Consider the following 26,927-nt stretch of genomic DNA (forward strand, 5'->3'; position numbering starts at 1 on the left):
CTGATCGCAGAGAGAGAGGTCTCATGCGTTTCGCCCTGATCGGTGCCGGCGCGATCGGCACTGTGCACGCTCGCCTCATCGAAGCCCTCGGCAACGAAGCCGAGCTGGTCGCGGTCGTCGACCAGAACCTCGACCGCGCCGGCAAGATCGTCGAGCAGTACGGCGGCCAGGCGTACGCGTCACCCGCCGAGGCGTACGCCGCGGAGGAGCTCGACGCCGCCTCGATCTGCCTTCCGAGCGCACTGCACGCGGACATCGCCATCGAAGCGTTGCGGGCCGGCAAGAACGTGATCGTCGAGAAGCCGGTGGACATCACCCTCGTCGCCGCGGACCGCCTGATCGAGGCGCAGCGGCCGACCGGTCTGACTGTCTCGGTGATCAGCCAGCGCCGCTTCCAGCCGCCGGTCGCGCAGATCCGCGCGGCGATCGACTCCGGCGCGCTCGGCCGCGTGACGTCCGGGATCGCCGAGTCGGCGTTCTTCCGGCCGCAGTCGTACTACGACGGCGACGACTGGCGCGGCACGCTCGCGGTCGACGGCGGCGGCGCCCTGATGAACCAGGGCATCCACGCGCTCGATCTGCTGGTGTGGATGCTCGGGCGCCCGGTCCAGGTCAGCGCACAGACCGGGATGCTCGCCCACTCGGGTATCGAGGTGGAGGACCTGGCCGGCGCTTCGATCCTGTTCGAGAGCGGAGCGATCGGTCTGCTGCTGGCGAGCACCGCGGCGTACCCGGGTCGTCCGGTGCGGCTGACGATCCACGGCGATCAGGGCACGGCGGTGCTCGACGACGATCAGCTCGCGTACTTCGCCTCGGCCGAGGGGGGTGAGCCTGAGGCGCCTGTGCTGGACGGGCCGGACGGCTGGGGCCCGGTGGAGCTTGCCCACCTTGCGCAGTACCGCGACTTCATTGCCGCCGTTGGTTCGGGGCGTGCCCCGGCCGTGTCGTTGGAGGCCGGGCGGCGCTCGCTCGCCACGGTGCTCGCTGTGTACGAATCCGCCCGCCTCGGGCGTCCCGTTGAGCTGAAGGAGAACTGATGCGTATCGCCCTGGTCGGGACGGAGAACAGCCACGCCGACCACATCGTTCGCGCCTTGAACGTGGACCAGATCTCGGACGCTCGGGTGGTCGCCCTGGTCGGCGACGACGAGAAGACCCGCAAGCTCGCGGCTCTTGGCGGAATCGCTGACGTCGTTCCCACGTCGGGCGAGGTGATGGGCTCGGTCGACGCGCTGATCGTCACCAACCGCGACGGTGCGGTGCACCGCGAGCTCGCCGTACCGTTCCTCGAGGCAGGCATCCCTGTGTGGGTGGACAAGCCGCTCGCGGCCAGTACGGCGGATGCGCGGGCCATTCTCGACGCGGCGCGGCTGGGCGGCGCGCTCGTGACGTCGTACTCCGCTGTGCGGTGGGTTCCAGACGCTGATGCTCTTGCGGCGGCTCAGGTTGGCGAGGTGCAGACGGTCACGGTCACGGGGCCGGCTGATCCGGACAGCGAGTACAGCGGGATCTTCTTCTACGGCATCCACATCGCCGACCTCGCACAGCGGCTGGCGCCTGGTGAACCGGGTCCGGTCTCGGTCGAACGCGTCGGCTCGACTGTGGTGGCGCGCTATCACAGCAACGGCGTTCTGGTGACGTTGCAGTTCGTCAAGCCGACGGACGACGGCCGGGTGCCGTTCCACGCGGCCGTCGTCGGGCGGACCGGGTTGGCGAGCCAGGCGGTCGAGCTGGACGCGGAGTACGTCGTACCTGGTCTGAAGGTCTTCCTGAAGATGCTCGAGACCGGGGAGCGGCCGCTTGACGACGCGACCTTGCTGGCCCCGATCACGGTCCTCGAGCAGTTGTGAAGCGGCTCATCGCGGCGCTCGTGCTGCTGTTCGCGGTCGTTCCGGGTGTGCCGGCCGAGGCTGGACCTGGCCGGCCTGTGCAGCAACACCGCTACAACCAGGACCGGGCGATGTGGGTGTGGGAGCAGGACTCGTACCCGGCCGTGTTCGACCGGGCGGCGCGGGACAAGCTCGGGCGGATGATGGACGACACGACGACGTTCGCATCGGATCCGGTGAAGACGTTGTACATCGGCGTCGCGGCGTACAACGGTCGGGACATGCTGCGGGACTCGCCGCACCAGGTGGCGTCGTTCGTGCGGTGGGCGCGGGGTCGCGGGTACCACGTGCAGGCGGTGATCGCGGGTGGCACGGTTCCGCCGTACCTCGGGGTGCTGCCGCAGTACCAGCATCTTGCGATCGGTGAGTTCACGAAGGTGCTCGACTACAACCGCGCCGTACCGGAGAACGCGCGCTTCGACGGCGTGAACGTGGACATCGAGCCGTACCTGCTGCCGGAGTGGAAGGAGCCGGGGACGACGCTGCCGACGATCTGGCTCGATCTGCTGGCGAAGTTCGTCCAGCTGCGGGACGCGTCGCGGCAGAAGCTGCTCGTCGGGCCGGCGATCCCCTTCTGGTTCGACAGCTCGGAGTGCTGTACGGCGATCACCTGGCACGGCAAGACGGCTCCGCTGAGCGATCATGTGCAGGACCTCACCGACTATGTCGCGCTGATGGACTACACCGAAACCGCGACCGGGATCATCGCGCGCGCCGAGCACGAGCTCGCGTACGCCGCATCGATCGGCAAACCGCAGTCGGTGGTGATCGGTGTCGAGAGCAAGGACCTGTCCGGCACCAGCGATCCCGAGACGGTGACGTTCTACGAGGAAGGGCGCACGTACATGGAGGCGGAGCTGGACAAGGTGTACGCCGCCGAGGCCGGCGCGCCCGCGTTCGCGGGGATCGCGATGCACCACTACGGGAGCCTGCTTCTGCTGCCGTCGGTCTGGGGTGCCGGCGGGGTGTACTACCCGTCGTAGCCCTCACACGGTCGCGGGCTCAGCCGTTCCATCGGTATGAACAAGTACGAGCGACGAGTGGCCGGAGCCGACTGGGACGCGGTGACAGCTGAGGTGAACGACCTCGGCTGCGCACTGCTCCCCCAACTGCTGACCCCGACCGAGGCCGCCCGGATCGCGGCGCTGTACGACGAGGTGAACCGCTTCCGCGCCACGATCGACATGGCGCGGCACCGGTTCGGGGAAGGCCAGTACCGGTACTTCGACCGGCCGTTCCCGTCGGAGGTGGAGGCGCTGCGGCAGGCGCTGTACCCGCGACTGCTGCCGATCGCGCGTGACTGGTACGCCAAGCTGGGCCGGCGGGCAGAGTGGCCCGACACGCTCGACGAGTGGCTCGACATCTGCCACTCAGCCGGGCAGACGAGGCCCACGCCGATCCTGCTGCGGTACGGCGCGGGCGATTGGAACGCGCTGCACAGGGACCTGTACGGCGACAAGGTGTTCCCGCTGCAGGTCGTCATCAACCTCAATGATCCCGGGGTCGACCACACCGGCGGCGAATTCCTCCTGGTCGAACAACGCCCTCGCGCACAGTCCCGAGGTACCGCCACCCTCATCCCCCAAGGCCACGGCCTCCTCTTCACCACCCGAGACCGCCCCGTCAAATCCACCCGAGGCTGGTCCGCCTCCCCCGTCCGCCACGGCGTCTCCCCCATAAAATCCGGCCACCGCCACACCCTCGGCCTCGTCTTCCACGACGCCAAGTAAACGGCCACCCCGCCGCGGCAGGCGCCGTGTGCAATGGCAAGGCGGCACGAATCGTCGGCACGCTCCGCCGCACTCGGGGGCGTCAAGGGGAAGTTGGGTGTGAGCCAACCGGCACCGCGTCGCGGCGACGCTTCTAGTGGCCGACTTCGGCGATGCGCGGATCGTCAGCTGGTCTGGATGAGCTCGGTGGGTACGGGACCCCGAGGCGGCGAGGGCAACCCAGGGCTCGACCGGGTTCAGCTTGTGTGGGTGGCGTTGCCGGTCAGGTCTACAGGATCGGCGACCTTCCAGAACAAGATCGGCACGTCGGACTCGGCGTTGAGGTCTGCCATCGTGGCTTCCACGGGCGCGGTCGACCACAGCGTGACGCTGACTCCGGAATAGTCGCGGTTCGGGCCAGTGGAACTCACAACGTCCCTGTGATCGGCCAGGACTTGCCTGGCAACCGGATCAAGATCGGCCAATGAGTACCTGCTGGCATGAAAGATCACCGGCACCGCCTGCGCTGCGGCCAGGCTCTGCAGCTCGGCCGGCGGTGTCCCCTTCCAGTACACCGCCACAGCCTCGCGGTCTCGCAGAATCACAACGCCGCCCGAATTCACATTCGGGTTCTCCACGATCCATTCGCTCAAATTCTGAGCTGCTGTCGACGGCGGCGTCGGCATCAGCTCCGCCGGCACCGGACCCGGAATTGCCTTCGAGTCGCGATGCGTACGACCGTTTGTCCCGTCCTCAGCCATCATCTTCAGCACTCTTGCACCAACGCGATGCAAGCGCACCGGGTCCTCGATGGAGCAACTCAGCCGTGAAGAGTTGGGTGGTAGGTGAGTTCTTGGGTGCGGGCGTCGAAGGTGTGGGTTTCCAGTAGGTCCAGGTCGAAGTCGGCGGCGTTCTGGAAGATCGGCTCGACGCCGGTTTGGCCGGCGATTACCGGGAAGATGGTTACCTGGACACGGTCGACCAGGCCGGCGGCCATCAGGGCGCGGTTCAGGGACAGGCTGCCGTGGGAGCGCAGAGGTACGTCGGACTCCTCCTTGAGCCGGGCGATCGCCTCGACGGCGTCGCCGCTGACGACGGTCGCGTCCGGCCAGTCGAACGGTCCTTCGAGGGTCGACGACACCACCGTGGTCGGCATCGGCCGCATGCGCCCGTTCACCGGGTCGAGCGCGGCGTCCTCGATGACGCTCGAGCCGATCATCTGCATCATCAGCCGGAACGTGTTGGCGCCGAACACCATCCGCTGCGGCTCGTCGTACTGCGCGATCCGCCGCTCCAGGAACTCGGGCCCGTGCTTACCCCAGTACGGACCCCAGTCGGCGTTGTCGTACGACGCGAACCCGTCGAGGCTGGCGAAGACGTCGAAGGTGTAGCTCGCGGTCATTTGGTTCTCCCTTGCTCCGGCGCCCCCAAAGGCAGCCACTCACCCCTGCGTCGAACACCTCACGCCCGAATCGACATCCCGCTCGGTCGGCCCTTCCCCGACTGAACCAGTCGCCGAACAGCCGCCACAGCCCACCACCTCCTGTCCTTAGGCACCCCGCAGCACGACTGAGGCCAGCATGTCTCCCTAGCCGGCCAGTTCGCTGCAGATGTCCCAAGCGGCTTGGCGGAGGAGGGCTGCGGTGTCCGGGGCGAGGCCCTTGACCGGTACGTCGACGCCCACCGGATCCTCCTGGAGGAGGGCGATCAGGAACACGCAGGCGGCCAGGTAGCTGCCTGCGAGGGCGGGGTGGCTGTTGTCGGCGTCGTGCAGGAGAGGCTCATCGTGGGTCGCGAGGAATCGCTCCCAGACCGGTCCGACGGGGATCAGAGCCGCGCCGAGTTCTACGGCCGCACCGCCGTACGCATCGGTGAGAGCCTTCTGCGTCTCCGGCGCGTTCCTCCGCGCCCAGGTCAGGTAGAGCGCAGTACGGGCGCCGGCCGCGGTGATCGCGGCGTCGAAGTCGCGGGCGCTGTCCCGGAAGCGTGCCGGACTCTTGATCGGGAGCGTGCTCTGTTCCTGCAGTACGACGGTGTCGAACCCGCCGCCCGCGATCGCCTCGAGCGCCTGGCCCGCATTGAGGTGTTGCCGCAGCGAGGCGCCGCCCGCCGAGATCAGCTTGTGCTCGATCTCGATCCCCCGGGCTCCGGCCAGGCCTTTGATCAACCCGGGCAGGTTGTTGCGCGCAGTGAAACTGTTACCCACAAAGAGAATCCGCACACGACGGGACGTTACTATGCCGGGATGACGGCTGGGCTGCGAATCGCGCCGGTGGAGGACGACGCCACGCTGCTGGACTGGCAGCGGGTGCACAACGAGATCATCCCGACGGCGCCGTTGTCGGTCGCCGACATCCGCGAGCGACGGACGCGGAACGTGCTCGAGGTCGCGTACGACGATGACGTGCTGGTGGGATGCTCCACCGTTCGGCCGCCGTCGGACGAGACCGCAGCGGCGACGGTGATCGCTCGGGTGCTGCCGGAGTACCGGCGGCGCGGATTCGGGGACGCGATCTATCAGCACTGCCTGCAGCGAGGGCGCGAGCTGGGCGACGCCTTCGAGACTCACATCCTGGCGAGCAACGAGGACGGGCTGCGGTTCGCGAAGGCGCACGGGTTCGTCGAAGTGGAGACGTACCTGCTGCCAGGCGACACGATCCCCTTTGTCGAACTACGGTTGGGCGAGTGACCATGCGCTTTTCGATCAACATTCCGAACTTCGGGGACTTCGCCGACGCCCACACGGTCGCGCGGGTCGCGGCCGCCGCCGAGGAGGCCGGCTGGGACGGGCTGTTCCTGTGGGACCACGTCGTGCACAGCAAGGAGCAGCGGCGGGGTCAGCTGTTCGGTGACCCGTGGATGCTGATGACGGCGGCCGCGCTGGCGACGTCGCGGATCAAGCTCGGTCCGCTGGTCACGCCGGTCGCGCGGCGGCGGCCCGAGCAGCTCGCACGGCAGGTCGCCACGCTGGATGGGATGAGCGTCGGCCGGGTGATCTTCGGGGCCGGGCTCGGTGGACCGATCGCGGACGAGTTCGGCAGCTTCGGCGACGAGACCGAGCCGAAGATCCTGGCCGAGCGCTTGGACGAGGGCCTCGATCTGCTCGCGGCGTACTGGGCCGGCGAGCGCGTCAACCATTCCGGGAAGCACTATCAGGTTGACGACGTGGAGATGCTGCCGGCAACGGTTCAGGCTCCGCGGCCGCCGGTGTGGATCGCCGGCTACTGGCCGCGGAAGGCTCCGATGCGGCGCGCCGCGCGCTGGGACGGCGCCGTACCGCTGTTCACGAGCGCCAACCACGGCGAGGCCCCACCGATCGACGAGCTGCGCGACCTCGTCGCCTTCATCCAGGAGCAGCGCGAAGACCGGAGTACGCCGTACGACGTGATCGTCGGCGGGATCAGCCCGGCCGACGCGGCCGGCTCCCGCGCTCTCGTCGAGCCGCTCGCCGAGGCCGGCGCGACCTGGTGGGACGAGCGGCAACTCATCCGCGGCAAGGACTTCTACCGCCTCGAACCGGTCCTGCGCCGGATCGAACAGGGCCCGCCGAGTCTCGGATGACGTCCGGGCTGAGAAACTTGGCGGTATGAACGACGAGCACCCGTCTTGCTGTGCGCCTTCCCGCGGTGAGGCCTCCCCGCCTCCCCCGGCTCCGGCGGAGCGCGGCGAGCACGGGATCGAGCAGGTGATGCTCGAGGGCGGCGCGTTCGCGATGGGCAACACCAACGGTGACGAGAACGTTGCTGACGGCGAGACGCCGGTGCACACGGTCGAGCTGGCGCCGTACAGCATCGATGTGACGAGCGTGACGAACGCCGACTTCGCTCGGTTCGTGGACGCGACCGGTTACCGGACCGAGGCGGAGATCTTCGGGTACTCGGCCGTGTTCCATCTCGCCCTGGCCGCCGAGCCGGAGGAGCTGATGGGGCCGGCCTCCGGTACGCCGTGGTGGGCCGGGGTCCGTGGCGCCGACTGGAGGCACCCGGGTGGCTCGCGGTCCGATCTGGACGGGCTCGACGACCATCCCGTCGTACATGTGAGTTGGAACGACGCAGTCGCGTACTGCAAATGGGCGGCACGGCGGCTGCCGACCGAAGCCGAGTGGGAGTACGCGTCCCGCGGCGGTCTGGACGGCGCGCGGTACCCGTGGGGCGACGAGCTGATCGACGACGAGTGGCGCTGCAACATCTGGCAGGGCGACTTCCCGCGGGCCAACACCGAGGAAGACGGCTTCCTCACCACGGCGCCGGTCCGCACCTTCCAGCCGAACGGCTTCGGGCTGTGGCAGACGGTCGGGAACGTCTGGGAGTGGTGCGCGGACTGGTTCGGCCCGCGGTACTACAAGTTCTCCCCCACGGAAAACCCGATCGGACCGTCGCTCGGCGCGGCCCGGGTCATGCGCGGCGGGTCCTACCTGTGCCACGACTCGTACTGCAACCGCTACCGCAACGCGGCCCGCTCGTCGAACACCCCCGAGTCCTCGATGGGCAACGCCGGCTTCCGCACCGTCGGCCTCACGCGTCCTGCGTGACCGCCGGCTTCCGCAAGCCCGGCGTACTCGCGGCGACGGCAGCGACCGCCGCGATACACAGCAGCGCGCCGGAAGCGAGAGACGCGACCGGTGAGGTGAGCTGCGCGACCAGGCCGCCGCGGAGGTTGCCGAGGTCGGGGCCGGCCTGACCGACGATCTGCTCCGCGGCACTGACCCGACCGAGCAACTCGGACGGCGTGTGCAGCTGAACGATCGTGCTGCGCGAGACGACTGCAACGGTGTCCGCGGCACCTGCGATCGCCAAACACACCAAGGCCAACCACGGCGCCGGCGAGAACGCGAACAGCAGCAACGCGATCCCCCAGGCCGCCGAACCGCACAGCATCACCACGCCATGACGCGGCAACCGCGTGAACGAACCGGAGAACAACGACGCGGCGACGCCACCGACCGCGATCGCGGTCAGGAACAGCCCCAACGTACGAGGGTTGTTGCCGAATCGCTCGGCGTTGATCACCGGGAACAGGCTGATCGGCATCGAGAGGACGGTCGCCGCCAGATCGGTGATCAAGGCCCCGCGGATCACCGGCGTCGACACCACGAACGACAACCCGTCCCACACTCCACGCAGCCCAGGCTTGGCGGTCCCCGCGATCTGCATCCGGGGAAGTCCGAGTACGCCGTACAGCGCGGCGAGGAAGCTGAGCGCGTCGATCAGGTAGCAGACGCCGACACCCCAGGCAGCGATGATCACGCCGCCGAGCGCCGGGCCGAGCAGCATCGCGCCCTGGAACCCGATCCGGTTCAGCGCGATCCCTGCGGCGAGCTGGTCTCGGGACAGCAACTGCGGCAGGACGGTCCGGGCCACCGGGCCGGCGGTCGCACCGAACGCGGCCTGTACGGCGATGAGGGCCAGCAACACGCCCACGGGCACCCGTCCGATCAGCAGCTGACTCGCCATCACGGTTGCCGTGAGCAACTGCCCGCAGGTGGTGATCAGATAGATCCGGCGCCGTTCGAACCGGTCGACCAGGGTGCCGGCGAACAGGCCGAGCAGGATCAGCGGCAGCGCCTGGGCCAGGCCGACCGCGCCACTCCACGCCGGGCTGGAGGTCTGGTCCCAGACCTGGAACATCACGGCGACGAACGTCATCTGCCCGCCGAAGCCGGACAGCACCTGCCCGGTCCACAGTCGCCGGTACGCCACCACCCGCAGCGGGCCGAGGTCGATCAATGCACCCTTCACCGGTCCGACTCCGACAGTTTCCCGGTGATCCGGTCGTGGAAGGTTCTGCGGGCCAAGGCTTGCTCGATGTCGCGGACCACCTGGGTCATCGGGTACGGCAGCTCGGCCTCGAGCTCGGCGATCGCCGCCTCAGTTGCCTGCCACTCGGCCGTCAGCAGCTCGACGAGCTTCTTCGACTTGGCCGTGAGCGTGACCTGCTTGCTCCGTGCGTCCGCGCCAGGCACGGTCCGGACCAGGCCGGCGGTGCGCATCGCGGACACCTTCTGGCTGAGCGCCGAGTGCGTCCGGCCGATCGCGTCGGCCAGCTCGGTGATCGTCATCGGGCCCTTGAGGTGCAGCTGGATCAGCTCGCGGACATAGCTCGGCTTCAGGCCCTTGATCTCCCGATCGGTGTAGATCCGTCCGATCTCGGCGTCCATCCGGGCCAGCAACTCGTGCAGCGGCCGCCAGAGACTCTGCTCGGTGGGGTCGTCCATGCGGTGATCATAACAGTACTTATATAAGTGCTGTTATTTCGGGTCGCGGCCAGACCAGCGCGTACTGGCCGCCGACCCGCGTGAACTGCGCCCCGCGGAACACCGCGCCGTACGCCTGCTCGAAGCCGGCGCGGCTCAGGTACCGATCGCTGACGCGGTGGTCGAGCCAGTCGCCCGTGCCGAGCCGGAAGATCTCCCAGGCGCCGGCGTTGCAGTGGATCAGGTTGCGGGCGAGTTTGCGGACCTCGCCGCCGTACAGCCACCAGCGCGGGTTCGCGGGGCGCGGCGAGACGGTGTCGGTGAGCGCGGCGCGGCCGCCGACGGCGACCAGGGAGCGGATGTGCCGGAGTACGGCGGGCAGATCGGCGACGTGATGGAGGGTCGCGGAGCTGGTGACGAAGTCGTACTGCCCGGTGACGTCGAGGATGCCGGACTCGAGGTACGCGATGTTCGACCGTGGGCGCTTGTCACCCAGTCGGTCATACCGCTCCGCCAGGTGATCGAACGACTGGTCGCGCTTCATGCTCTTTGGATGCGGACCGCTTCGAAAAGGTTGACATCCAGGTGGCGGCGAGGGCGGCCGACAGGATGCTGATCAGGGCGAGGGCGGCGAAGCCGAAGCGGGTGTCGGAGTGGCCGGTGACGACGGAGGCGATCAGCATGACGACGATCGTGGCGGCGAGGCCGTACCCGTTGGCGAGCCCGAACGCGTGGCCTACGCGCGACTCGTCCACCGACGTCATCAACAAAGAGCGGGTCGCGATGCGCGCCTGACCGAACAGGAACGCGCCGAGCAGGACGAGCCCCATCAGCGCAGGCACACCGAACAACGGCTGGAACACCAGCAAGCCGCTGCAGATCATGAACCCGCCGGTTGCGAGCTTCAGGTCACCCAGCCGAGCCGCGGACCGCCGGTACGCCGCCGCGGCAAGCAAGAAGCCGGTACCACCCACGGCGTCGACAACCCCCAGCACCGCCGGTCCGCGGTGCCACTCCCCGATCAACAGCACGGGCAGCAACGCATTGAAAACGGTCACCACCACGAGCCCCTGCCCGAACAGCAAGGCGAGCGGGGCGAGCGCAAGGGGCGCAGTCCGTGCGGGTGGACGGACCAGGTCGGCCGCAGGGTCCTTTGCGCAGGTGGTTGCTTGCGGCAACATCTCGGACCGTCTGGCGGAGCGGTGTTTCGATCCCACTGCGAGTACCAGGAGCGCGGACAGAGCGAAGGTCAGGGCGTTCAAGGTGAAGAGCGGTTTGGGGCCGAAGTACTGGAGGGCTATGCCGCCCAGCGAGGCCGAGAGGAGCATGCCGGACTGGAGGGCGATCTCGTAGTGGGCGTTGAAGGGGCGGAGGTCCGCGGCGGGGACGCGCTCGCGGATGAGCGCGGCGCTGGCGGGGGTGAACTGGGCGGCGATGATCGCCAGGACGAAGTTGGTGGCGTAGACAAGGGATTGCTGGGGAGCGCCCAGGGCGAGGCCGACCGGCAAGGCCAGAGCGGCCATCGCGCTGACCACATCGCACCCCACCCACAGGCGGCGGCGGTCGAAGCGGTCGGCCAGACGGCCGAAGTACGGCGAGAGGACTGCCTGCGGTACTGCGACGGCGATGAAGAGCCAGCCGACGTCGAGCATCGAGCCCTGCGCGCGGACGAGCAGCAGCGCGGCGCCGAGGAGCTGGATGTTGTTGCCGAGGGACGTGATGAAGGCCGCGGGCAGCAGCAGGCGGGTTCGCGAAGTCACCTCACCAACGGTGTCAGCAAAGACTGACAGTTCATGGCAGTGATTCTTTACGATACTCCAGTTGCGTAAAAGCTCCAGCGTGGGCTAGCCTCTTTTCGACACCGCAGTAGCGAAAAGAGGATGGCGATGGTGGGACGAGGACGGCCGCGCGACGCCGGCGTCGAGGCGCGGGTGCTGGACGCAGCCATGACCGAGATGCGGGCCAACGGGTACGACGGCCTGTCGGTCGACCGGGTCGCCGAGCGGGCCGGGGTCGCCAAGACGACGCTGTACCGGCGCTGGTCGAGCAAGGCCGAGCTCGTGATGGCGATGATCAGCGAGCTGACCAGCGGCGTACGGTTCGATCCGAGCGGGGAGCCGCGACGGGATCTGACCGAGTTCGTGGCCGGGATCGCCGCCGCTCTCGACGCCATTCCGACCACGCTGGTCGCCGACCTCGTTGCCGCGGCCGCCCGCGAGCCGCGGGTCGGTGAGGGCGTCCGCGCGCTGTGGGCCGAGCGCCACGCCGTCGTCGCCGCGGCGATCACCCGCGCACAGGCCGACGGGCTGATGCCCGCGCACGCCGATCCCCGGGTCATCGTCGACCAGTTGGTCGGCGCGCTGTACTACCGGCTGCTCATCACGGGCGAGCCGATCGATCCCGCCTACGTGAGGGCGCTGGTGCTCAGCACCCTCGGACCGGAGCAGTCATGAAGAAGTTCCTCGTTGCCGTCGGCACCGTTCTCGTCGTGCTGGCCGGCTACACGGTGTTCACCGTCGTCCGGCCGTTCGTCCTGCACACCGAGCTCGATATCGACGCATCACCTGAGCAGGTGTGGAAGGCGCTGACCGACCGCCAGACCTATCCCGACTGGAACCCGTTCATCATCTCCTCGACCGGCGACCTGACGGTCGGGGCGAAGATCACCAACGTCCTCCGCGACACCAAAGGCGGCGAGACGAAGTTCACGCCGACGCTGCTCGCCGTTGTGCCCAACCAGGAGCTCCGCTGGATCGGCAAGGTCCCGCCGGGCGCGTTGTTCACAGGCGAGCATTCCTTCCGGCTGACCGCGCTGCCAGGCGGCCGCACGCACCTGGTCCAGGAGGAGAAGTTCACCGGCGCGGCGATCCCGTTCACCCAGTCGATGCTCAAGAACACCATCAAGCCCCAGTTCGACGCGATGAACCGCGCCCTCGCCGCCCGCGCCGAAGGCGTACCGAAGGCGTACCGAAGGCGTACCGAACAACGGGTAGAGCACCCCGAGACGCTGTACACGCCGAAGCGATTCACGCTCAGGTGCACTGGCGCCAGGCCCCACACCTCCCGTCCTTAGGTACCCCACCACTAGCCGAAGGATGGGCTGGCGGCCTGGGGAATGAGCAGTTTGGGGGGTGTGGTGAGGCCGACGGACCAGATGTCGAGGGTGTTGGCGTCATTGCGGACCGGGTAGAGGAGCGTGGAGTTGCCTTGCCAGAGGGGTTGGTCGTCGACGGGGCGCGGTTCGGGTGGATGGGTGATCTGGTGCGTGGTCAGGTCCAGCACCGCCAGGCGCCAGCTTCCAGCGCTTACCTTCTGTTTGTAGGCGATTCGTCGGCCGTCGGGTGACAGGGACGGGCACTCGACGTTCTCGGCGATGGCAGTCCCCCGGTAGGCGCGGTAGTCGGCCTCGATCAGGTAGGTCTTTCCCTTGCTGCCGAGCGTCACGTAGAAACGGTTGCCATCGGCACCGAAGGTGACGCCCCAGTAGTTTGCATCCGAGGCGAAGTAGCGCTTCCCGTGGATGAAGACGGCGAGCTCCTCGATGGTCTTCACCAACCGCCCGGTGTTCACTTCGTAGAGCCCGGTCCGCGTGGAAAAGCCCGTCGCGGCGTACGAGTCGCCGGTGACGAAGAGGGTCCAGTTGACGATCCGCCCGTCCGGCGAGACCCGGGCGCGACTCGGTGTCCCGGGCAACGTCTCGCGATGGCGTTCGCGGAGGTTCCCGTCCAGCACGATCATGTCGGTCAGCGGTGGCAGTGAGCCGGGCTTCAGTCGCAGGCAGATCGCCGTACCGCGGGCCGCGGCGAACCGGTCGCAGCGCAGCTCCCCCACTCGCCGGGCCGCAGCTGGATCACCCACCGGTACGGCGGCCAGCTTGCCGGAGTCCGGTCCGTCGGCGAGGTTGCGGAAGAAGATCGTCCGAGCGTCGAGCCTCATCGGTTGATCGGCGACGACGGGTACGGCGTTCTCGGTCGCGCCGCCGCTGCGGGCCTGGACGACGTACGTGATCGCGCCACCGAGGAGGCTGAGCACGGCGATCGTGGCGAGGACGAGTCGGCGGCTCATCGGCGTACCTCCAGGGGTTTGAAGACGGCCGCGGCGATGGTCACTGCCAGCAGGGCGAGGGTGATGGCGACGAGGGCGGGGCGGAGGTCCCAGAGGGTCCAGAGCAGGCCGACCGTGACCGCGGCCGCCATTCGGGCCAGGGCCTGGCCGGTTTGAAGGACGGCGAGGCCGCTGGCGCGAAGGTGCTCGGGAAGGAGCGGACCGACTGCTGCAGGGAGTACGCCGTCGGTGGCCGCGTAGAAGGTGCCGTGGAGGGCGAGGACGAGCCACCAGGTGCCGGCCGGGCCGCAGATGGTGAGTAGGGCGACGATCAGAGCGAGGTGGCCGCCGAGGAAGACCTTCCAGCGGCCGATGCGGTCGCCGAGGCGTCCGAGTGGAATGGCGAGCAGGAGGAACGTGCCCGCTGTGCCCAGTGGAAGCAGGGGAAAGACGTTGGTGCCGATGTCCCAGCGGCGTTGTACGGCGAGGTAGACGAAGGAGTCCGTGATCGTGAACAGCCCGAGTCCTGCGGCCCAGAGGCAACACCGCCGGAAGCCCCGGTCACGCAGCAACCCGAAGACCGGCAGCTGAGTTGGTGCAGGTGATGGAGGAGTTTGGTCGCGGACGAAGGTGGTCAGCAGGATCACAGCACAGGTGGCCAGGCTGAAACTGGTGATGAAGATCGAGTTGTAGTCGCCGAGGCTGGCCCAGAGGACTGCGGTCGCAACGAGTGGCCCCAGGAAGGCGCCGACCGTGTCGAGAGTTCGGTGGACGCCGAACGAGCGGCCCATCGTCTCCGGTGCACTGCTCAACGAGATCAGCGCGTCGCGAGGTGCGGTCCGGATCCCCTTGCCGGCGCGGTCGATCGCGAGCACAGCGCCGATCGCCGGAACCGTGGAGCCGGACGCCAGGAAGCCGAGTTTCGAGATCGCCGAGAGCGCGTAGCCGATGCCGGCGACGGCCTTCAACCGTCGCCAGCGATCGGCCACATGTCCGCCGACCAGCCTCAGTACCGCGGTCGCCCCGGCGTACAGGCCGTCGAGCAGACCGAACTGGAGCGGGTTCAGCCCGAGCCCGAAGACCAGGTACAGCGGCAGGATCGCGGTCACCATCTCGGCCGACACATCGGTCACCAGGCTGACGATGCCAAGGGCAACGACATTCCCGGGGACCCGGCGCAGCGGTGTCCGGAGCGGTCCGACGGACGCGAGGTACATCAGTGGCAGGTGTACGTCGGGCTGCTGTCCAGGACCTTCCCGTCCAGACCGATCAGCTGACTGGTGAACGTGGTGTCGGTCATCGAGAGCTTCAGCACCCCGAAGTCCGAGATGATCTTGGCGGTCGCCGGATGCGCGGAGTGCACCGGATACAGCGGTGCCCCGCCCATGCCGCCGATGATCTGCATCGGGCCGTTCGGATCGGGATTGCCGTTCGCGTTCTGCGGCAGGAAGCGCTCGTAGTGGTGATCGTGCCCGTTCAGCACCAGGTCGGCCTTCGCGGCCACCAGCGTCTGCCACAGTGGTGCGGCGTCCGGGTTGTCGCCGTGGTCACCCGAGCTGAAGCGCGGGTGGTGGTAGTACGCCGCGATGCAGCCCTTCGTGTTCTTCGCGAGGTCCTGCTTGAGCCAGGTCAGCTGTGCCGGCTCGCGAAGATCCTCCTCCTTGACGAAGTCGTTCGAGTCGAGCGCGATGAAGTGCCAGTTGCCGAGTTCCCAGCTGTAGTAGTTCTTGCCCTGCGGCGTCGCGATCGAGCCGAAGTACTTGTGATAGCCCTCGAACGGCACGTCGTCGTACGTCTCGTGGTTGCCCGGGATCGGGTGCGTGATGCTCTTGAACTTCCCCCACGTCGTCGCGTAGTACTTCTGGAAGTCCGCCAGGTGTGCGTCGTCGTACTGGTTGTCGCCGATCGTCAGCACCGCGGCCGGCTTCATCGCCTCGACCAGCTTGGCCGTCTTCGGATGGATGCAGCTCGAGTCGGACGCGGTACAGCGATCCGCGATGTCCCCCGCCGCCGCGAGCACGAAGCCGCCGGTCCCGCCCGCGCTCGTGGAGACCGCGATTGCCGCGCTCGCCGCGGACACGTTGCCGGCCAGGTCCCGTGCGCGCACGGAGTAGTGGTACGTCGTGTTCGCGGTCAGGCCGGTGTCGTTGTACTGCGTACCCGGGGTCGACGCGACGACAGCGCCGTCACGCAATACGTCGTACCCGCTGACCCCGACGTTGTCGGTCGAGGCGGACCAACTGAGGGCGACCGAGGTGCCCGTCGCGCCGGTGCTCTTCAGGCCGGTCGACACGGTAGGAGCCTGCGTGTCGCCGGTCGAGTCTGTCGTTCCGTAGACCTCGACCTCCCACAGCGAGTAGCCGTACGACGTGGCGCGCTGCGTGCCGACCAAGCGGAGATATCGGCCGTGCGCCTGCAGGCCGGTCAGGTCGTCGGTCGCGCCGTTGCCATTCGCAACCTCCTTGACCGAACTGAAGTTGGTGCCGTCGTCGGAGACCTCGATCCGGTACGCCTTCGCGTACGCGGGCTCCCAGCTGAGCTTGACCCGGCCGATCGCTGCCGGCTGGCCGAGATCGACCCGGATCCACTGCGGATCGGAGCCTTCGGCGCTGGCCCAGCGCGTCGACGCGTTGCCGTCCACAGCCTTGGACGCGGCGAGGGCGTCACTTTCGATGCTTGAGGCAATGACCGGTTTTCCCTGCGACAGCGGGGCATCGGCGGTGGTCCGGGCGTCGGCGACGGAACCGCCGAGCGCGGCAAGTAGTCCGATGGGCAGCACCAGCGCAAGCGTGCGCAGTCTCATGATGTACCTCCGGGGGCGCGGAGCAGAATTGTTAGGAAGGTTACCTAACAGTTGCCGGATGGTAAACCCTTGGCGTCGCCCATGCACCGGGCGCATCAAGTAGTGGCACAAGATTCATTGGACGGATGATCGTCCGGCTGGTTGAGTCGACGGCATGGATACGCGCGGATTGGGACGAGCAGGGATCGAGGTCAGCCCGGTTGGATTCGGATGCTGGGCGATCGGCGGTCCGTTCAGCAACCCGGCCGGCGAACCGCTCGGCTGGGGCGAGGTCGATGACGACGAGTCGGTGCAGGCGATCCGGCGGGCGGTCGAGCTCGGGGTGACGTTCTTCGATACGGCGGACGTGTACGGCGCGGGGCACAGCGAGCGCGTGCTCGGGACGGCTCTGGCCGGGATGCGCGACCAGGTCGTGATCGCCACCAAGTGGGGCAACACGTTCGACGAGTCGACCCGGGTCATGCACCACCAGGACACGACACCGGAGTACGTGCACAAGGCGGTCAGGGCGTCGCTCGAACGCCTCGGGACCGACTACCTGGACCTCTACCAGCTGCACTTCGACACGACCGACGAGATCGCGTTGCCGCTTCGCGACGCGTGCGAGGAGCTGGTGCGCGAGGGCCTGATCCGCAGCTACGCGTGGAGCACCGACACGCTGCACAGCGCGGAGCTCTTCGCGCAGGGCGAGCACTGCGCCGCCGTACAGCACGAGGCGAGCGTCCTGCACGACGCGCCGGACTTCTTCGCACTGTGTGAGCGCGAGGACCTGGCGAGCATCAACCGGACCCCGCTCGGGATGGGGATCCTCGGCCGCCGCGACGCGAGCAGGCCGGCGACCGGCGCGGACATCCGGACCATGCCGCCGTCGTGGCTGCAGTACTTCGCCGAGGGCGGCGTACCGGCGCCCGAGTGGTGGGACAAGGTGTCCGCGATCCGCGAGCTCCTGCAGACCGACGGCCGGACACTGGCGCAGGGAGCGCTGGCCTGGCTGTGGGCGCGGAGCGAGAAGACCGTGCCGATCCCGGGCTTCCGGACGGTCGAGCAGGCGGAGCAGAACGCCGGCGCGATGGCCTTCGGCCCGCTCGGGAGTGAGCAGTTGACCGAGATCGCCGGCCTGATCGCGAACTAGTCACCCACTCCCTCGGCCCGGCAACCGCTCAGCGACGGTTCCGGGCCGAGGTCTTGTCAGCAGCCAGGTTTATCGATATACCTCTGCGCAACAACTTCCGCTGCATGACGAGGTAGGCCGTGGTTTCAGACGACAGGCTTGGTGGTGCCGCGCTCGATCAGGCGTGCCGGCGCGATCAGCTCCTGTGGATCGCCGGTCGGACCGCCGTTGATCTGGGCAATCAGCAACTCGACGATCGAGTCCGCCATCTGCTCGTGCCCCGGGTTGATGCTGGACAGCGCCGGGACCAGGTACGACGCCTCGTCGATGTCGTCGAAGCCGATCACCTGCACGTCGTCGGGGACCCGCAGATCCGCGTCGGCAAGCGCCCGCAGCGCTCCGAGCGCGACCACGTCGGTCAGTGCGAACACCGCGTCGAAGCCGATCCCGCGATCGAGCAGCGACCGGATCGCGTTGTACCCCTCCGCCATCGTGAAGCTGCAGCGGACCGTCAGCTCCGGATCGGTCGGCACGCCGGCCGCGGCGTGGGCGATCCCGTACCCCTCGGCCCGCAGGGCAGGCATGTTCGCGGTCCAGTCCGGGTTGCCGCCGAGCATCGCGATCCGGCGGGCGCCGGTGGCGAGCAGGTGCGCGGTCGCCTGCCGGGCGCCGTCGACGTTGTCCATCATCACGTGGTCGTACTTCGACGGCAGCGCCCGCTCGCCGATCATCACGACCGGCGAGTCGTTGCGGAGCTGGGTCAGCTCGGCCGGGTCGCTGTCGACCACGCTGAGGACCAGGCCGTCGTACATCCGCAGGCGGGAGAACGCGACCGCGTCGGCCTCGCCCTCGCGGCTGGCGCCGGTGCGCTCCATCACGATCCGCAGACCGTGCCCCTCGAACCGGTCCGCGAGCCGGCCGGCCAACTGGGCGAAGTACGGGCGCTCGAGCTCCGGGACCGCGAGGCCGACCACTCCGGTCCGGCCCGCGCGCAGGTGCCGGGCCGCCAGATTGACCTGGTACCCAAGGTCGCTGATCGCGGCCAGGACCCGTTCGCGCGTCGCGGCGCCGACCCGCGGCCGCCCGTTGATCACGTTCGAAACGGTCATCGTGGACACCCCCGCGGACCGCGCGACATCGGCCATCGTCACCGCGGTCGTGCCCTTGTTCATGTCACCCACCTTACGTAAAAGGAGTCTCCGCTGAGACTGCGCCGTACAGTAGCCGCTTTTGCGCTCGTCGCACCGCACTATCGAGTTCAAGGAGAAATCCGTTGTCCATAGCATCTTCTGCCCGGATCGTGATCGATCTCGACGTACCGGGTCCGGCCATCAGCCGGCACCTGTACGGCCATTTCGCCGAGCACCTCGGGAGGTGTATCTACGAGGGTTTCTACGTCGGCGAGGACTCCGACCTGCCGAACGAAGGCGGCATCCGGCTCGATGTGGTCGAGGCGCTGCGCGCGTTGGACATCCCGAACCTCCGCTGGCCGGGCGGCTGCTTCGCGGACGAGTACCACTGGAAGGACGGCATCGGGCCGAAGGCAGACCGGCCGTCGATGGTGAACACGCACTGGGGCAACGTCGAGGAGAACAACCACTTCGGCACCCACGAGTTCATGGCCTTGTGCGAGCTGCTCGGCGCAGCGCCGTACGTGAACGGGAACGTCGGCAGCGGGACCGTGCGGGAGATGAGCGAATGGGTCGAGTACCTCACCCGCGACGGCGACAGCCCGATGGTCCGCGAGCGCAAGGCCAACGGGCGGGACGAGCCGTGGACGGTCCCGTTCTGGGGCATCGGCAACGAGGCGTGGGGCTGCGGCGGGAACATGCGGGCCGAGGCGTACGCCGACCTCGCGCGGCAGTACGCGACGTACCTGCGGGATCACGGCGACAACAAGCTGTACCGGATCGCGGCCGGGGCTTCCGACGACGACCTCGCGTGGACCGAGGCTTTGCTCAAGGCGGTCAGCTGCCTCGGCTGCGAGAAGGGTCCGAAGAACCTCTTCCAGGGGATCTCGTTCCACTACTACACGGTCGCGGGCACCTGGCAGAACAAGGGTTCGGCCACCGACTTCGACGTGGACGCCTACTACCGCACCATCATCAAGGCACAGGACATCGAGCGGGTCATCCGCGGCCACTCCGCGGTGATGGACGCGTACGACCCGGACCGCAAGATCGGCCTGGTGCTGGACGAGTGGGGCACCTGGTGGGACGTCGAGCCGGGGACGAACCCGGGCTTCCTGTACCAGCAGAACGCGATGCGCGACGCCCTGGTGGCGAGCCTGCACTTCGACGTGTTCCACCGGCACGCGGAGCGGTTGGTGATGGCCAACATCGCGCAGACCGTGAACGTGCTGCAGGCGATGCTGCTCACCGACAACGACGGTGGTGTGGTACGCACGCCGACGTACCACGTGTTCGAGATGAACAAGGGTCACCACGATGCGGTCTCGGTGCCGACGCATGTCGTCGAGCAGCCGGCGGCGTACGAGCTGGACGGGAAAACGATGGACCTGGTGTCGGCCTCGGCGTCGGTGAAGGACGGACGGGCGCTGGTGTCGGTCAGCAACCTCGATCCGGTGGCGGCGCTGGACGTCGTACTGGATCTGCGCGGGGCGGACGTACGCGAGCCGGCCGGACGGTTGCTGACGGCATCGAAGCCGCAGTCGCACAACACGGTCGGCGGTCCGGACGCGGTGGCTCCGGCCCCGCTCGAGGTGGAACCGGGGCCCCGCGGCCTACGGATCACGCTGCCGCCGCATTCCTTCGCGACGGTCAGTCTGGCTTTGTGACCGCGATCTGGAACTCGTGCACCCAGTTCGCCGGGTTGTCCGGGTCGAACTGGAGCGTGACCTCCCGCGCGTACCCCTGGCTGCGGTAGCCGTTGTCCTCGATCCACCGCGCCAGCGTCTGCATGCTGCGGTCGGCCTCCATCATGTCCCCCTTGTGGACGATGGTGGCCGCCCGCGTGATCTCGGGCAGCTCGAGGATGTCGACGTCGGCGGTGGTGCCGGCGTCGACAGGTACGGCGGCGTGGACGCGCACCGTCTCGCCGTCGGCCGCCTCGTAGTACGCGACCGGTGAGCCACACGGGTTGAGGCCGGCCGCGCCGAGGCGCTCGAAGAGCTGGCCGAACAGCGGTTGCAGCACGGGACCGATGTCCTCACCGTCGTAGCTCGGTGAGATCGCGGACAGCTCGGCGACCCGCGCCGGCGCGATGTGTTTGAGGACGACGTCGTCGGTAGGCATGTGACCTTCCCTCTCAATGAGTCGGAGCCTCGCCTCGACGGTCGTCAGCCGGGCGGCGCTGCGGGCGAGCTCGTCCTCGAGCTGGGCCTGCCGCAACCGCAGCATGCCGCGCAGCTCCTCGGCCGACAGCTTCGCGTCGACGATCTCGCCGACCTGCTGCAGGGTGAACCCGAGATCCTTGAGCGCGACGATCCGGTTCAGCCGGCTGAACTGGTCGGCCGAGTAGAAGCGGTACCCGGTCGCCTCGTCGACGACGGCCGGCCGCAACAGGCCGAGCGCGTCGTAGTGCCGCAGCATCCGCGCGGACACCTGACCGAACGCCGCGAAGTCTCCGATGGTGAACATGCAGCCACCTTCCGGCTTGACACAGTGTCAAGGTCAAGCCTTGAGGGTACGGCGGTACCTTCCGGGTGTGCTGCCCGTGGCCGACCGGAAGGCCTTGCTGAAGGCCGATTCCGAGCGGTACCCGACCCGGCCGCTCACCGTTGCCACCGTCTGGTCGGCGTCGGTCAGCAGATCGGCGGCCACCATCATCCGCAGCTGCGTCACGAAAGCAGCGACGCTGACCGGCGTCAGCCGCGCGAAGTGCCGGACGAAGGTTGCCCTGGACATCGACGCGGTCGCCGCCAGTCGCTCGAGGGTCCAGTCGGCGCCGGGCTCCCGCAGTACCGCTTCCACCGCGGCTGCTATCCGCGGGTCGGCCAGCGCGGTCCAAGGCGCCGCGCCGGGCAGGCCGCCGCGGCGGAGCATCATCGCGAGCAGCGCGGCACACAGCGAGTCCAGGATCGCCGCCGTACCAGGACCTGCTTCGCGGGCCTCGGCGCGCAGCAGCCCGGCGAGCGTCCGGACCGATTCATCGGTGCCGAACGACACGACCAGCGGATCGGGCAGGCTGCGCAGAAGCAGTACGCCGGAACCCGATCCCCCCGTGTAGTGGCCGCAGAAGATGTCGGTGCTCACGTCCCCGGACGGGCTGGTCACGGTGTCGAACGCCGTACCGGGTGTCTCGACGGACGCGCGCGGCCGGCCCCCGCCCGGCGTACGGATCATGTGCGCCGGGCTGTCAGCGAGCAGCACCGCGTCGCCTGAGGTCAGCTGGATCGAGCGGTCGGGCAACTCCAGCGTGCACTCGCCGTCGAGGATGAAGTGGAACGCGGCCTCGCCGTCGCCGTACGCGGGAACCTTCATCTCGGTGTCGCCCGCGAACAGGCAGCGCTTGTCGAGCCTGGCCCCGATGCGGGCCAGCCCGACGAGATGGCTGATCAGATCCATGAGACGCCTCAGCAGGAAATTGAGCTGTTATCGACTGTTCCGTCTCAAGATTACCGCGCAGACTCAAACTCATGACTTCCGCGGACAACACCCTGACGGCCGACGTCGTCGTGATCGGTTTCGGCAAAGGCGGGAAGGTGGCGGCCGGAGCGCTCGGCCGGGCCGGCCGCCGGGTGATCCTGATCGAACGCTCCGACCAGATGTACGGCGGGACCTGCCCGAACGTGGGCTGTGTGCCGACCAAGCAACTGGTCCACCACTCCAGCAAGCGGCGGCCGGACGACTCGCCCGAAGAGTGGTTCGAGCGGTCGATCGCGGAGGTGAAGGCCCTGACCTCGACGTTCCGGGCCGGGAACTACAACGCACTGAACGACGCGGAGAACATCACCGTCATCACCGGTTCGGCGTCGTTCGTCGACGACCACACCGTCGAGGTCGGCGACGTGCGGATCGTCGCCGGCACGATCCTGATCAACACCGGCTCGGAGTCGGTGATCCCGCCCATCCCCGGCCTGCGGGAGAGCCCGCGGACCGTGACCAACGTCGACCTGATCCACACCACCCAGCTGCCCGGTCGGCTCGCCGTCATCGGCGGCGGGTACCAAGGCATCGAGTTCGCCTCGATCTACCGCCGGTTCGGGACGCAGGTCACGGTGCTCGAGTCCTCGGACCGGATCCTCGGCCGCGAGGACGACGACGTCGCGGCGGTGGCAGCCGACATCCTGACCGGCGAGGGCGTCGAGATCGTCGCCGAGGCCGAGGTACTGGAGATCCGCGACGAGGACACCGTCGTCTACCGCAAGGGCGGTCGTGAACACACGCTGAAGGTCGACGCGATCCTGGCCGCCACCGGACGCGCGCCGGTCACCGCCGAGCTCAAGCTCGAGAACGCCGGGGTGCGGACGACGGCCGGCGGGGCGGTCGAGGTCGACGAGTACCTGCGGACCAGTCAGCCGCACATCTTCGCGCTCGGCGACGTGAACGGCGGACCGCAGTTCACCTACATCTCGCTGGACGACAGCCGGATCGTCGTCGACCAGTTGCTCGGCAACGGGAAGCGGTCGACCGCCGATCGGGTCGCCGTACCGCAGACGCTGTTCATGACGCCTCCCCTGGCGACGGTCGGGCTGACCGAGAAGGCCGCGCGCGAGGCGGGGTACCGGGTCCGGATCGGGATGGAGAACGTGGCGGACATCGTCGCGATGCCCCGGGCGTACATCGTCGAGGAGACCCGCGGCGTGATGAAGTTCGTGATCGACGCCGAGACCGACGAGATCCTCGGGGCGGCCCTGCTGAGCGTGGACGCGCAGGAGCTGATCAACATGGTGACGCTGGCGATGCGGCACCGGATCACGGCAAGCGAACTACGGGACTCGATCTACACCCACCCGTCCTCGACAGAGGCGTTCAACGAGGTCCTCGCCACCATCGTCCGCTGATCATCTCTTGATCGTCTTTGAGCACCCGCCAACCATCGATCGACCCCGGAAACGGTTGGTGGGTGCTCAAGGTCAGGCTCAGGAGGGGGCGACGGCGCGGCGGTCGCGGATGGCGGCTACGGCTAGGGCGGCGGCGATGAAGGCGGCGCCGCCCGCGCCGAACCCGGTGACCAGGTCGCCGCGACTGCTCAGCCGGGTGTCGCACTGCATCGGTGTGATGCCCTTGTCCGGCTGGAAGACCGAACCGCAGCTGTCGCCGCCGGCGTGTACCGGCCGAACGGCGAACACCGCCCCGACGATCAGCAGGAGCACACCCACCGCGCCGAGGACCCTGCTCAGCACCGGCCACCGACCCGGGGCGCGGCAGCAAGGACCGACCACTGTTGCTTGGCCAGATCCCACATACGCATGCTCACGCTCCCTGACAGCTCGGTAAGATTTGATCAAATCTAACGCAGCTAGCAGTCAGCTCTGAAGTTCAGCCCGGCCGCCTGGTGGAATCTTCACCCAGTTCTAACGCTCCCCGGGCCGGTCCGGTTCAACCAGCGAGGACGGCAACCAGCGAGCCGCTCGCTCGGCCGTGCGCGACGTCGGCGAGGGCCCGGTCGACCGCGTCGAACGGCACGACGGTCGTGTGCGCGGCGATCGGCAGGCGGGCCAGGAGGCGGAACAGTTCCTCTCCGTCGCGGCGGGTGTTCGACGTGACGCTGCGGAGATCACGCTCGTGGAAGAGGTGCCGCTCGTAGTTCAGGACCGGTACGTCGGACAGGTAGATCCCTGCGACCGCCACGGTGCCGCCTGGCTTGAGGGCTTCGAGGGCATGCGGGACGACGTCGCCGGCCGGGGCGAAGACGATGGCCGAGTCCAGCGGCACCGGTGGCCGGTCGCCCACGTAGGCGGCGCCCAACTCGCGGGCAAGCCCGCGGTTCTTCTCGCCTCGGGTGACCACGAACAGCTCAGCGCCCTGGGCGGTCGCGAGCTGGGCGGTCAGGTGCGCGCTGGATCCGAACCCGTAGATGCCGAGCCGTCCGCCTGGCGGCAGGTTCGCGCGGAGCAGGGAGCGGTAGCCGATGATCCCGGCACACAGGAACGGCGCGAGCTCCTCGGCGGGGCGATCCGTGGGCAAGGCGTAGGCATAGTCCTGCGGCACGACGGCGTACTCCGCGAAACCGCCGTCGGCGTCCCAGCCGGTGTACGTCGATCGCGGGCAGAGGTTCTCGCTGCCGGCGCGGCAGAACTCGCAGACGCCGCACGTACCGCGAAGCCAGGCGATCCCGACCCGGTCGCCGGTCGCGAAGCGATCAGCCGTTCCCCCATCGACCACGGTGCCGACGGCCTGGTGGCCGGGGACGACGCCGGGGTGCTTCGGTGGGAGGTCGCCCTCGCTGAGGTGCAGGTCGGTGCGGCAGATCCCGCACGCCTCGACCTTGACCAGGACCTCGCCGGGTCCGGGCTCCGGCACGGGACGCCGTACCTTGCGCAGTGGACCGCTGTCGATCGGACCCGGACGGTCGACTGCCCACGCCTGCATCATGTCCCCATCATGCGACCCGTCGGAGGGCTTGCTCGCGACGTTCGGCAACCTTCGCGCCGGATTCGCGGCGGGCCATCCGCCGCAGTACGACGGGGGCGAGCAGCAGGCCGGCCACCGCCCAGACGCCGAGGACTGCGGCCGTCTCGAGGTGCCGCCAGGACCCGCCGATCTCGACCACGGCCGCCTCGGACGGGAGGAGCGCCGATCGCATGCCCAGGCCCATCCAGTAGATCGGGGTGAGCTGGCCGACCAGCTGCAGCCAGCCGGGCAGCGCGGTGATCGGATAGAAGATGCCGGAGATCGCAATCAAGGCGAGCATCGGCAACTGGATCAGGCCCTGGGAGCGCGCGGTGGTCAGCGACGAGCCGAGAACCGCGCCGATCGGCAACGTCGCCACCAGCCCCAGCAGCAAGACCCACACCAGCGTGAACCAATGCGCCGACCCGAGCGCGATCCCGTCAACAATGATCAGGCCGGGGATCAACAGGATCGCCAGGTCGACGATCAACCCACCGGCCACCGACACCACCTTGCCGATGAGGTAGCAGACCATACCGTTTGGTATGGCCTTCGCCCGGAGCAGCGTCCCATCGGCGCGGTCGGCCGTGAGCAGCTGGCTCATGCTGACCATCCCCATGGCGGCGTTCATCCCGAGGATGCTCGGCAGCGCGAGTGCTCCGAGCAGGAGGCCGGTGGAGCCGAAGTCGCGATGCCTGAGGAAGAACAGCGCGACCAGCATCAGCACGGGCCAGAGGAAGTGACTGACGAGCTCCGCCGGGTTGGTGAACGACTGCCGCAGCTCGATCAACCCACGCTGCCAGCCAGGTCGGAATCTCATCGGTGCTCCCGTCCGCGAACCAAGGCCAGATAGGCATCCTCGAGCGACGCCTCGTCGGCAGCCGCGATCAGTTGGGCGGCGGTCCCGGACGCGATGATGCGGCCTGCGCTGAGGACGAGGATGCGGTGCGCGAGTTTGCTCGCTTCGTCGAGGTCGTGAGTCGTGAGCAGGATCGTCGTACCTTGATCGGCCGCGAGCCGTCGGACGACGTCGTGGAACTCGTACCGCGCCTCCGGATCGAACCCGGTCGTCGGCTCGTCCAGGAACAGTACGTCGGGGCGCCCAACGATCCCGATCGCGACATCGAGCCGGCGGCGCTGACCACCGGAGAGGGTCTTGATCTTCTGCCCGGCCTGCGAGGTGAGCCCGACTGCGTCGAGCAGTTCGTCCGCGGGCCACGGGCGCGGCGCGGTCGGCGTCGAGTACGGCGCGTAGTAGGAACCGAGGTGCTGCAGGAGCTCGCGCACGCGCCAGTTCCCGTGGTCTCGCCAGGACTGCAGCACGATGCCGATCCGCGACCGCCAGCGTTCGTCGCCCGCGGCCGGGTCGACGCCGAGCACCTCCACCCGGCCCGCCGAGCGGAGCCGGAAGCCTTCGAGGATCTCGATCGTCGTGCTCTTGCCCGCACCGTTCGGGCCGAGCAACGCGACCACCTCGCCCTGGCCGGCGGTGAAGGACACATCGCGCAGTACCTCGGTGTGGCCGTACCGCATCCGCAGCCCGTCCACTGTCATAACCATGGTCGCGAAATTACGTTGCGTTCACCCGATCGGCAATCATCTTGTGCGGATGCTTGGTCGCAAAACCCTGTAAAACATGGCATTCTGTGCAATGAGGGTGCG

Annotated in this window: 29 protein-coding genes; 12 read left to right on the plus strand and 17 right to left on the minus strand. The window is 68.4% G+C overall.

Features of this window, described 5'->3' with window-relative positions:
* Positions 1–23: 23 nt before the first annotated feature.
* Genes ACIA58_RS27110 through ACIA58_RS27125 form a run of 4 tightly spaced genes read left to right on the plus strand, consistent with a single transcriptional unit; the run spans position 24 to position 3,618 of the window.
* Positions 24–1,037 (plus strand): Gfo/Idh/MocA family protein, encoded by a 1,014-nt coding sequence (locus ACIA58_RS27110; protein ID WP_396406605.1) that lies wholly within the window; start codon positions 24–26, stop codon positions 1,035–1,037.
* Positions 1,037–1,849: a Gfo/Idh/MocA family protein gene (locus ACIA58_RS27115; RefSeq protein WP_396406606.1), complete on the plus strand. Its 813-nt coding sequence runs from the start codon at positions 1,037–1,039 to the stop codon at positions 1,847–1,849. The genes ACIA58_RS27110 and ACIA58_RS27115 overlap by 1 nt, the downstream gene beginning before the upstream one ends.
* The gene (locus ACIA58_RS27120; RefSeq protein ID WP_396406607.1) at positions 1,846–2,871 is read left to right on the plus strand and encodes a hypothetical protein; all 1,026 of its coding nucleotides are present in this window, start codon (positions 1,846–1,848) and stop codon (positions 2,869–2,871) included. Before ACIA58_RS27115 ends, ACIA58_RS27120 begins: the two co-directional genes overlap by 4 nt.
* Positions 2,872–2,907: 36 nt before the next feature.
* Positions 2,908–3,618 carry a 2OG-Fe(II) oxygenase gene (locus ACIA58_RS27125; protein WP_396406608.1) on the plus strand — a complete coding sequence of 237 codons (711 nt, stop codon included), beginning with the start codon at positions 2,908–2,910 and terminating at the stop codon, positions 3,616–3,618.
* Positions 3,619–3,854: 236 nt separating this feature from the next.
* On the opposite strand, the gene ACIA58_RS27130 is transcribed toward ACIA58_RS27125, so the two are convergent.
* The 3 genes from ACIA58_RS27130 to ACIA58_RS27140 form a co-directional block, all read right to left on the minus strand.
* Complete coding sequence (locus ACIA58_RS27130; RefSeq protein WP_396406609.1) at positions 3,855–4,370, minus strand: hypothetical protein; 516 nt, start codon at positions 4,368–4,370, stop codon at positions 3,855–3,857.
* A gap of 47 nt (positions 4,371–4,417) precedes the next feature.
* Positions 4,418–4,999 (minus strand): dihydrofolate reductase family protein, encoded by a 582-nt coding sequence (locus ACIA58_RS27135; RefSeq protein WP_396406610.1) that lies wholly within the window; start codon positions 4,997–4,999, stop codon positions 4,418–4,420.
* A gap of 186 nt (positions 5,000–5,185) precedes the next feature.
* Complete coding sequence (locus ACIA58_RS27140) at positions 5,186–5,803, minus strand: hypothetical protein (protein ID WP_396406611.1); 618 nt, start codon at positions 5,801–5,803, stop codon at positions 5,186–5,188.
* A gap of 39 nt (positions 5,804–5,842) precedes the next feature.
* Here ACIA58_RS27140 and ACIA58_RS27145 point away from each other — a divergent pair, with 39 nt between their 5' ends.
* Genes ACIA58_RS27145 through ACIA58_RS27155 form a run of 3 tightly spaced genes read left to right on the plus strand, consistent with a single transcriptional unit; the run spans position 5,843 to position 8,128 of the window.
* Positions 5,843–6,286: a GNAT family N-acetyltransferase gene (locus tag ACIA58_RS27145; RefSeq protein ID WP_396406612.1), complete on the plus strand. Its 444-nt coding sequence runs from the start codon at positions 5,843–5,845 to the stop codon at positions 6,284–6,286.
* A 2-nt stretch (positions 6,287–6,288) separates the two neighbouring features.
* On the plus strand, positions 6,289–7,158 hold the full coding sequence (locus ACIA58_RS27150) for an LLM class flavin-dependent oxidoreductase (protein ID WP_396407821.1): 870 nt from the start codon (positions 6,289–6,291) through the stop codon (positions 7,156–7,158).
* 25 nt (positions 7,159–7,183) lie between these two features.
* Positions 7,184–8,128, plus strand: coding sequence for a formylglycine-generating enzyme family protein (locus ACIA58_RS27155; RefSeq protein ID WP_396406613.1), 945 nt, complete (start codon positions 7,184–7,186; stop codon positions 8,126–8,128).
* Here the strand turns inward: ACIA58_RS27155 and ACIA58_RS27160 are convergent.
* Genes ACIA58_RS27160 through ACIA58_RS27175 form a run of 4 tightly spaced genes read right to left on the minus strand, consistent with a single transcriptional unit; the run spans position 8,112 to position 11,550 of the window.
* Positions 8,112–9,335 (minus strand): MFS transporter, encoded by a 1,224-nt coding sequence (locus ACIA58_RS27160; RefSeq protein WP_396406614.1) that lies wholly within the window; start codon positions 9,333–9,335, stop codon positions 8,112–8,114. The genes ACIA58_RS27155 and ACIA58_RS27160 overlap by 17 nt on opposite strands.
* Positions 9,332–9,811, minus strand: a complete 480-nt coding sequence (locus ACIA58_RS27165; protein ID WP_396406615.1) for a MarR family winged helix-turn-helix transcriptional regulator — start codon at positions 9,809–9,811, stop codon at positions 9,332–9,334. The genes ACIA58_RS27160 and ACIA58_RS27165 overlap by 4 nt, the downstream gene beginning before the upstream one ends.
* Positions 9,812–9,830: 19 nt before the next feature.
* Positions 9,831–10,334, minus strand: a complete 504-nt coding sequence (locus ACIA58_RS27170; RefSeq protein ID WP_396406616.1) for a class I SAM-dependent methyltransferase — start codon at positions 10,332–10,334, stop codon at positions 9,831–9,833.
* Positions 10,291–11,550 (minus strand): MFS transporter, encoded by a 1,260-nt coding sequence (locus tag ACIA58_RS27175; protein WP_396406617.1) that lies wholly within the window; start codon positions 11,548–11,550, stop codon positions 10,291–10,293. The genes ACIA58_RS27170 and ACIA58_RS27175 overlap by 44 nt, the downstream gene beginning before the upstream one ends.
* A 126-nt stretch (positions 11,551–11,676) precedes the next feature.
* Here ACIA58_RS27175 and ACIA58_RS27180 point away from each other — a divergent pair, with 126 nt between their 5' ends.
* Both ACIA58_RS27180 and ACIA58_RS27185 read left to right on the plus strand, forming a co-directional pair.
* Positions 11,677–12,243, plus strand: coding sequence for a TetR/AcrR family transcriptional regulator (locus tag ACIA58_RS27180; protein ID WP_396406618.1), 567 nt, complete (start codon positions 11,677–11,679; stop codon positions 12,241–12,243).
* A complete protein-coding gene (locus ACIA58_RS27185; protein WP_396406619.1) occupies positions 12,240–12,863 on the plus strand; it encodes an SRPBCC family protein in 624 nt (207 codons plus the stop codon). The genes ACIA58_RS27180 and ACIA58_RS27185 overlap by 4 nt, the downstream gene beginning before the upstream one ends.
* Positions 12,864–12,874: 11 nt before the next feature.
* On the opposite strand, the gene ACIA58_RS27190 is transcribed toward ACIA58_RS27185, so the two are convergent.
* The 3 genes from ACIA58_RS27190 to ACIA58_RS27200 are packed head-to-tail and all read right to left on the minus strand — an operon-like array spanning position 12,875 to position 16,637.
* Positions 12,875–13,855, minus strand: coding sequence for a TolB family protein (locus tag ACIA58_RS27190; RefSeq protein ID WP_396406620.1), 981 nt, complete (start codon positions 13,853–13,855; stop codon positions 12,875–12,877).
* The gene (locus tag ACIA58_RS27195) at positions 13,852–15,051 is read right to left on the minus strand and encodes an MFS transporter (protein WP_396406621.1); all 1,200 of its coding nucleotides are present in this window, start codon (positions 15,049–15,051) and stop codon (positions 13,852–13,854) included. Before ACIA58_RS27195 ends, ACIA58_RS27190 begins: the two co-directional genes overlap by 4 nt.
* Positions 15,051–16,637: a discoidin domain-containing protein gene (locus ACIA58_RS27200; RefSeq protein WP_396406622.1), complete on the minus strand. Its 1,587-nt coding sequence runs from the start codon at positions 16,635–16,637 to the stop codon at positions 15,051–15,053. The genes ACIA58_RS27195 and ACIA58_RS27200 overlap by 1 nt, the downstream gene beginning before the upstream one ends.
* 154 nt (positions 16,638–16,791) lie before the next feature.
* Here ACIA58_RS27200 and ACIA58_RS27205 point away from each other — a divergent pair, with 154 nt between their 5' ends.
* A complete protein-coding gene (locus ACIA58_RS27205; RefSeq protein ID WP_396406623.1) occupies positions 16,792–17,769 on the plus strand; it encodes an aldo/keto reductase in 978 nt (325 codons plus the stop codon).
* 125 nt (positions 17,770–17,894) lie between these two features.
* On the opposite strand, the gene ACIA58_RS27210 is transcribed toward ACIA58_RS27205, so the two are convergent.
* A complete protein-coding gene (locus ACIA58_RS27210) occupies positions 17,895–18,920 on the minus strand; it encodes a LacI family DNA-binding transcriptional regulator (RefSeq protein WP_396406624.1) in 1,026 nt (341 codons plus the stop codon).
* A 101-nt stretch (positions 18,921–19,021) separates the two neighbouring features.
* On the opposite strand from ACIA58_RS27210, the gene ACIA58_RS27215 reads away from it, so the two are divergent.
* Positions 19,022–20,545 carry an alpha-N-arabinofuranosidase gene (locus ACIA58_RS27215; protein ID WP_396406625.1) on the plus strand — a complete coding sequence of 508 codons (1,524 nt, stop codon included), beginning with the start codon at positions 19,022–19,024 and terminating at the stop codon, positions 20,543–20,545.
* On the opposite strand, the gene ACIA58_RS27220 is transcribed toward ACIA58_RS27215, so the two are convergent.
* Both ACIA58_RS27220 and ACIA58_RS27225 read right to left on the minus strand, forming a co-directional pair.
* Complete coding sequence (locus ACIA58_RS27220; RefSeq protein WP_396406626.1) at positions 20,529–21,347, minus strand: MerR family transcriptional regulator; 819 nt, start codon at positions 21,345–21,347, stop codon at positions 20,529–20,531. The two genes, ACIA58_RS27215 and ACIA58_RS27220, sit on opposite strands and share 17 nt — an antisense overlap.
* 33 nt (positions 21,348–21,380) lie before the next feature.
* The gene (locus tag ACIA58_RS27225) at positions 21,381–22,274 is read right to left on the minus strand and encodes a cupin domain-containing protein (RefSeq protein WP_396406627.1); all 894 of its coding nucleotides are present in this window, start codon (positions 22,272–22,274) and stop codon (positions 21,381–21,383) included.
* A gap of 71 nt (positions 22,275–22,345) precedes the next feature.
* Here ACIA58_RS27225 and ACIA58_RS27230 point away from each other — a divergent pair, with 71 nt between their 5' ends.
* Complete coding sequence (locus tag ACIA58_RS27230; RefSeq protein ID WP_396406628.1) at positions 22,346–23,713, plus strand: FAD-dependent oxidoreductase; 1,368 nt, start codon at positions 22,346–22,348, stop codon at positions 23,711–23,713.
* 78 nt (positions 23,714–23,791) lie between these two features.
* Here the strand turns inward: ACIA58_RS27230 and ACIA58_RS27235 are convergent, their stop codons facing one another.
* The 4 genes from ACIA58_RS27235 to ACIA58_RS27250 all read right to left on the minus strand — a co-directional run bounded on the left by ACIA58_RS27235 (position 23,792) and on the right by ACIA58_RS27250 (position 26,825).
* Complete coding sequence (locus ACIA58_RS27235) at positions 23,792–24,055, minus strand: hypothetical protein (RefSeq protein ID WP_396406629.1); 264 nt, start codon at positions 24,053–24,055, stop codon at positions 23,792–23,794.
* Positions 24,056–24,251: 196 nt separating this feature from the next.
* On the minus strand, positions 24,252–25,247 hold the full coding sequence (locus ACIA58_RS27240; protein ID WP_396406630.1) for a zinc-dependent alcohol dehydrogenase family protein: 996 nt from the start codon (positions 25,245–25,247) through the stop codon (positions 24,252–24,254).
* Between the two features lie 7 nt (positions 25,248–25,254).
* Positions 25,255–26,085, minus strand: a complete 831-nt coding sequence (locus ACIA58_RS27245; protein WP_396406631.1) for an ABC transporter permease — start codon at positions 26,083–26,085, stop codon at positions 25,255–25,257.
* Positions 26,082–26,825: an ABC transporter ATP-binding protein gene (locus ACIA58_RS27250; protein ID WP_396406632.1), complete on the minus strand. Its 744-nt coding sequence runs from the start codon at positions 26,823–26,825 to the stop codon at positions 26,082–26,084. The genes ACIA58_RS27245 and ACIA58_RS27250 overlap by 4 nt, the downstream gene beginning before the upstream one ends.
* Between the last annotated feature and the right edge of the window lie 102 nt (positions 26,826–26,927).

The organism is Kribbella sp. NPDC051586, from assembly GCF_044453965.1.
Classification (GTDB): Bacteria; Actinomycetota; Actinomycetes; order Propionibacteriales; family Kribbellaceae; genus Kribbella.

What these genes read in the sequence shown, in the direction of transcription:
- ACIA58_RS27170 (WP_396406616.1), bottom strand. Translation starts at nt 10,334, where the DNA reads ATGAAGCGCGACCAGTCGTTCGATCACCTGGCGGAGCGGTATGACCGA.
- ACIA58_RS27195 (WP_396406621.1), bottom strand. Translation starts at nt 15,051, where the DNA reads ATGTACCTCGCGTCCGTCGGACCGCTCCGGACACCGCTGCGCCGGGTC.
- ACIA58_RS27115 (WP_396406606.1), top strand. Translation starts at nt 1,037, where the DNA reads ATGCGTATCGCCCTGGTCGGGACGGAGAACAGCCACGCCGACCACATC.
- ACIA58_RS27185 (WP_396406619.1), top strand. Translation starts at nt 12,240, where the DNA reads ATGAAGAAGTTCCTCGTTGCCGTCGGCACCGTTCTCGTCGTGCTGGCC.
- ACIA58_RS27150 (WP_396407821.1), top strand. Translation starts at nt 6,289, where the DNA reads ATGCGCTTTTCGATCAACATTCCGAACTTCGGGGACTTCGCCGACGCC.
- ACIA58_RS27200 (WP_396406622.1), bottom strand. Translation starts at nt 16,637, where the DNA reads ATGAGACTGCGCACGCTTGCGCTGGTGCTGCCCATCGGACTACTTGCC.
- ACIA58_RS27210 (WP_396406624.1), bottom strand. Translation starts at nt 18,920, where the DNA reads ATGAACAAGGGCACGACCGCGGTGACGATGGCCGATGTCGCGCGGTCC.
- ACIA58_RS27180 (WP_396406618.1), top strand. Translation starts at nt 11,677, where the DNA reads ATGGTGGGACGAGGACGGCCGCGCGACGCCGGCGTCGAGGCGCGGGTG.
- ACIA58_RS27110 (WP_396406605.1), top strand. Translation starts at nt 24, where the DNA reads ATGCGTTTCGCCCTGATCGGTGCCGGCGCGATCGGCACTGTGCACGCT.
- ACIA58_RS27250 (WP_396406632.1), bottom strand. Translation starts at nt 26,825, where the DNA reads ATGGTTATGACAGTGGACGGGCTGCGGATGCGGTACGGCCACACCGAG.
- ACIA58_RS27245 (WP_396406631.1), bottom strand. Translation starts at nt 26,085, where the DNA reads ATGAGATTCCGACCTGGCTGGCAGCGTGGGTTGATCGAGCTGCGGCAG.
- ACIA58_RS27190 (WP_396406620.1), bottom strand. Translation starts at nt 13,855, where the DNA reads ATGAGCCGCCGACTCGTCCTCGCCACGATCGCCGTGCTCAGCCTCCTC.
- ACIA58_RS27165 (WP_396406615.1), bottom strand. Translation starts at nt 9,811, where the DNA reads ATGGACGACCCCACCGAGCAGAGTCTCTGGCGGCCGCTGCACGAGTTG.
- ACIA58_RS27230 (WP_396406628.1), top strand. Translation starts at nt 22,346, where the DNA reads ATGACTTCCGCGGACAACACCCTGACGGCCGACGTCGTCGTGATCGGT.
- ACIA58_RS27155 (WP_396406613.1), top strand. Translation starts at nt 7,184, where the DNA reads ATGAACGACGAGCACCCGTCTTGCTGTGCGCCTTCCCGCGGTGAGGCC.
- ACIA58_RS27240 (WP_396406630.1), bottom strand. Translation starts at nt 25,247, where the DNA reads ATGATGCAGGCGTGGGCAGTCGACCGTCCGGGTCCGATCGACAGCGGT.
- ACIA58_RS27205 (WP_396406623.1), top strand. Translation starts at nt 16,792, where the DNA reads ATGGATACGCGCGGATTGGGACGAGCAGGGATCGAGGTCAGCCCGGTT.
- ACIA58_RS27220 (WP_396406626.1), bottom strand. Translation starts at nt 21,347, where the DNA reads ATGTTCACCATCGGAGACTTCGCGGCGTTCGGTCAGGTGTCCGCGCGG.
- ACIA58_RS27135 (WP_396406610.1), bottom strand. Translation starts at nt 4,999, where the DNA reads ATGACCGCGAGCTACACCTTCGACGTCTTCGCCAGCCTCGACGGGTTC.
- ACIA58_RS27225 (WP_396406627.1), bottom strand. Translation starts at nt 22,274, where the DNA reads ATGGATCTGATCAGCCATCTCGTCGGGCTGGCCCGCATCGGGGCCAGG.
- ACIA58_RS27145 (WP_396406612.1), top strand. Translation starts at nt 5,843, where the DNA reads ATGACGGCTGGGCTGCGAATCGCGCCGGTGGAGGACGACGCCACGCTG.
- ACIA58_RS27125 (WP_396406608.1), top strand. Translation starts at nt 2,908, where the DNA reads ATGAACAAGTACGAGCGACGAGTGGCCGGAGCCGACTGGGACGCGGTG.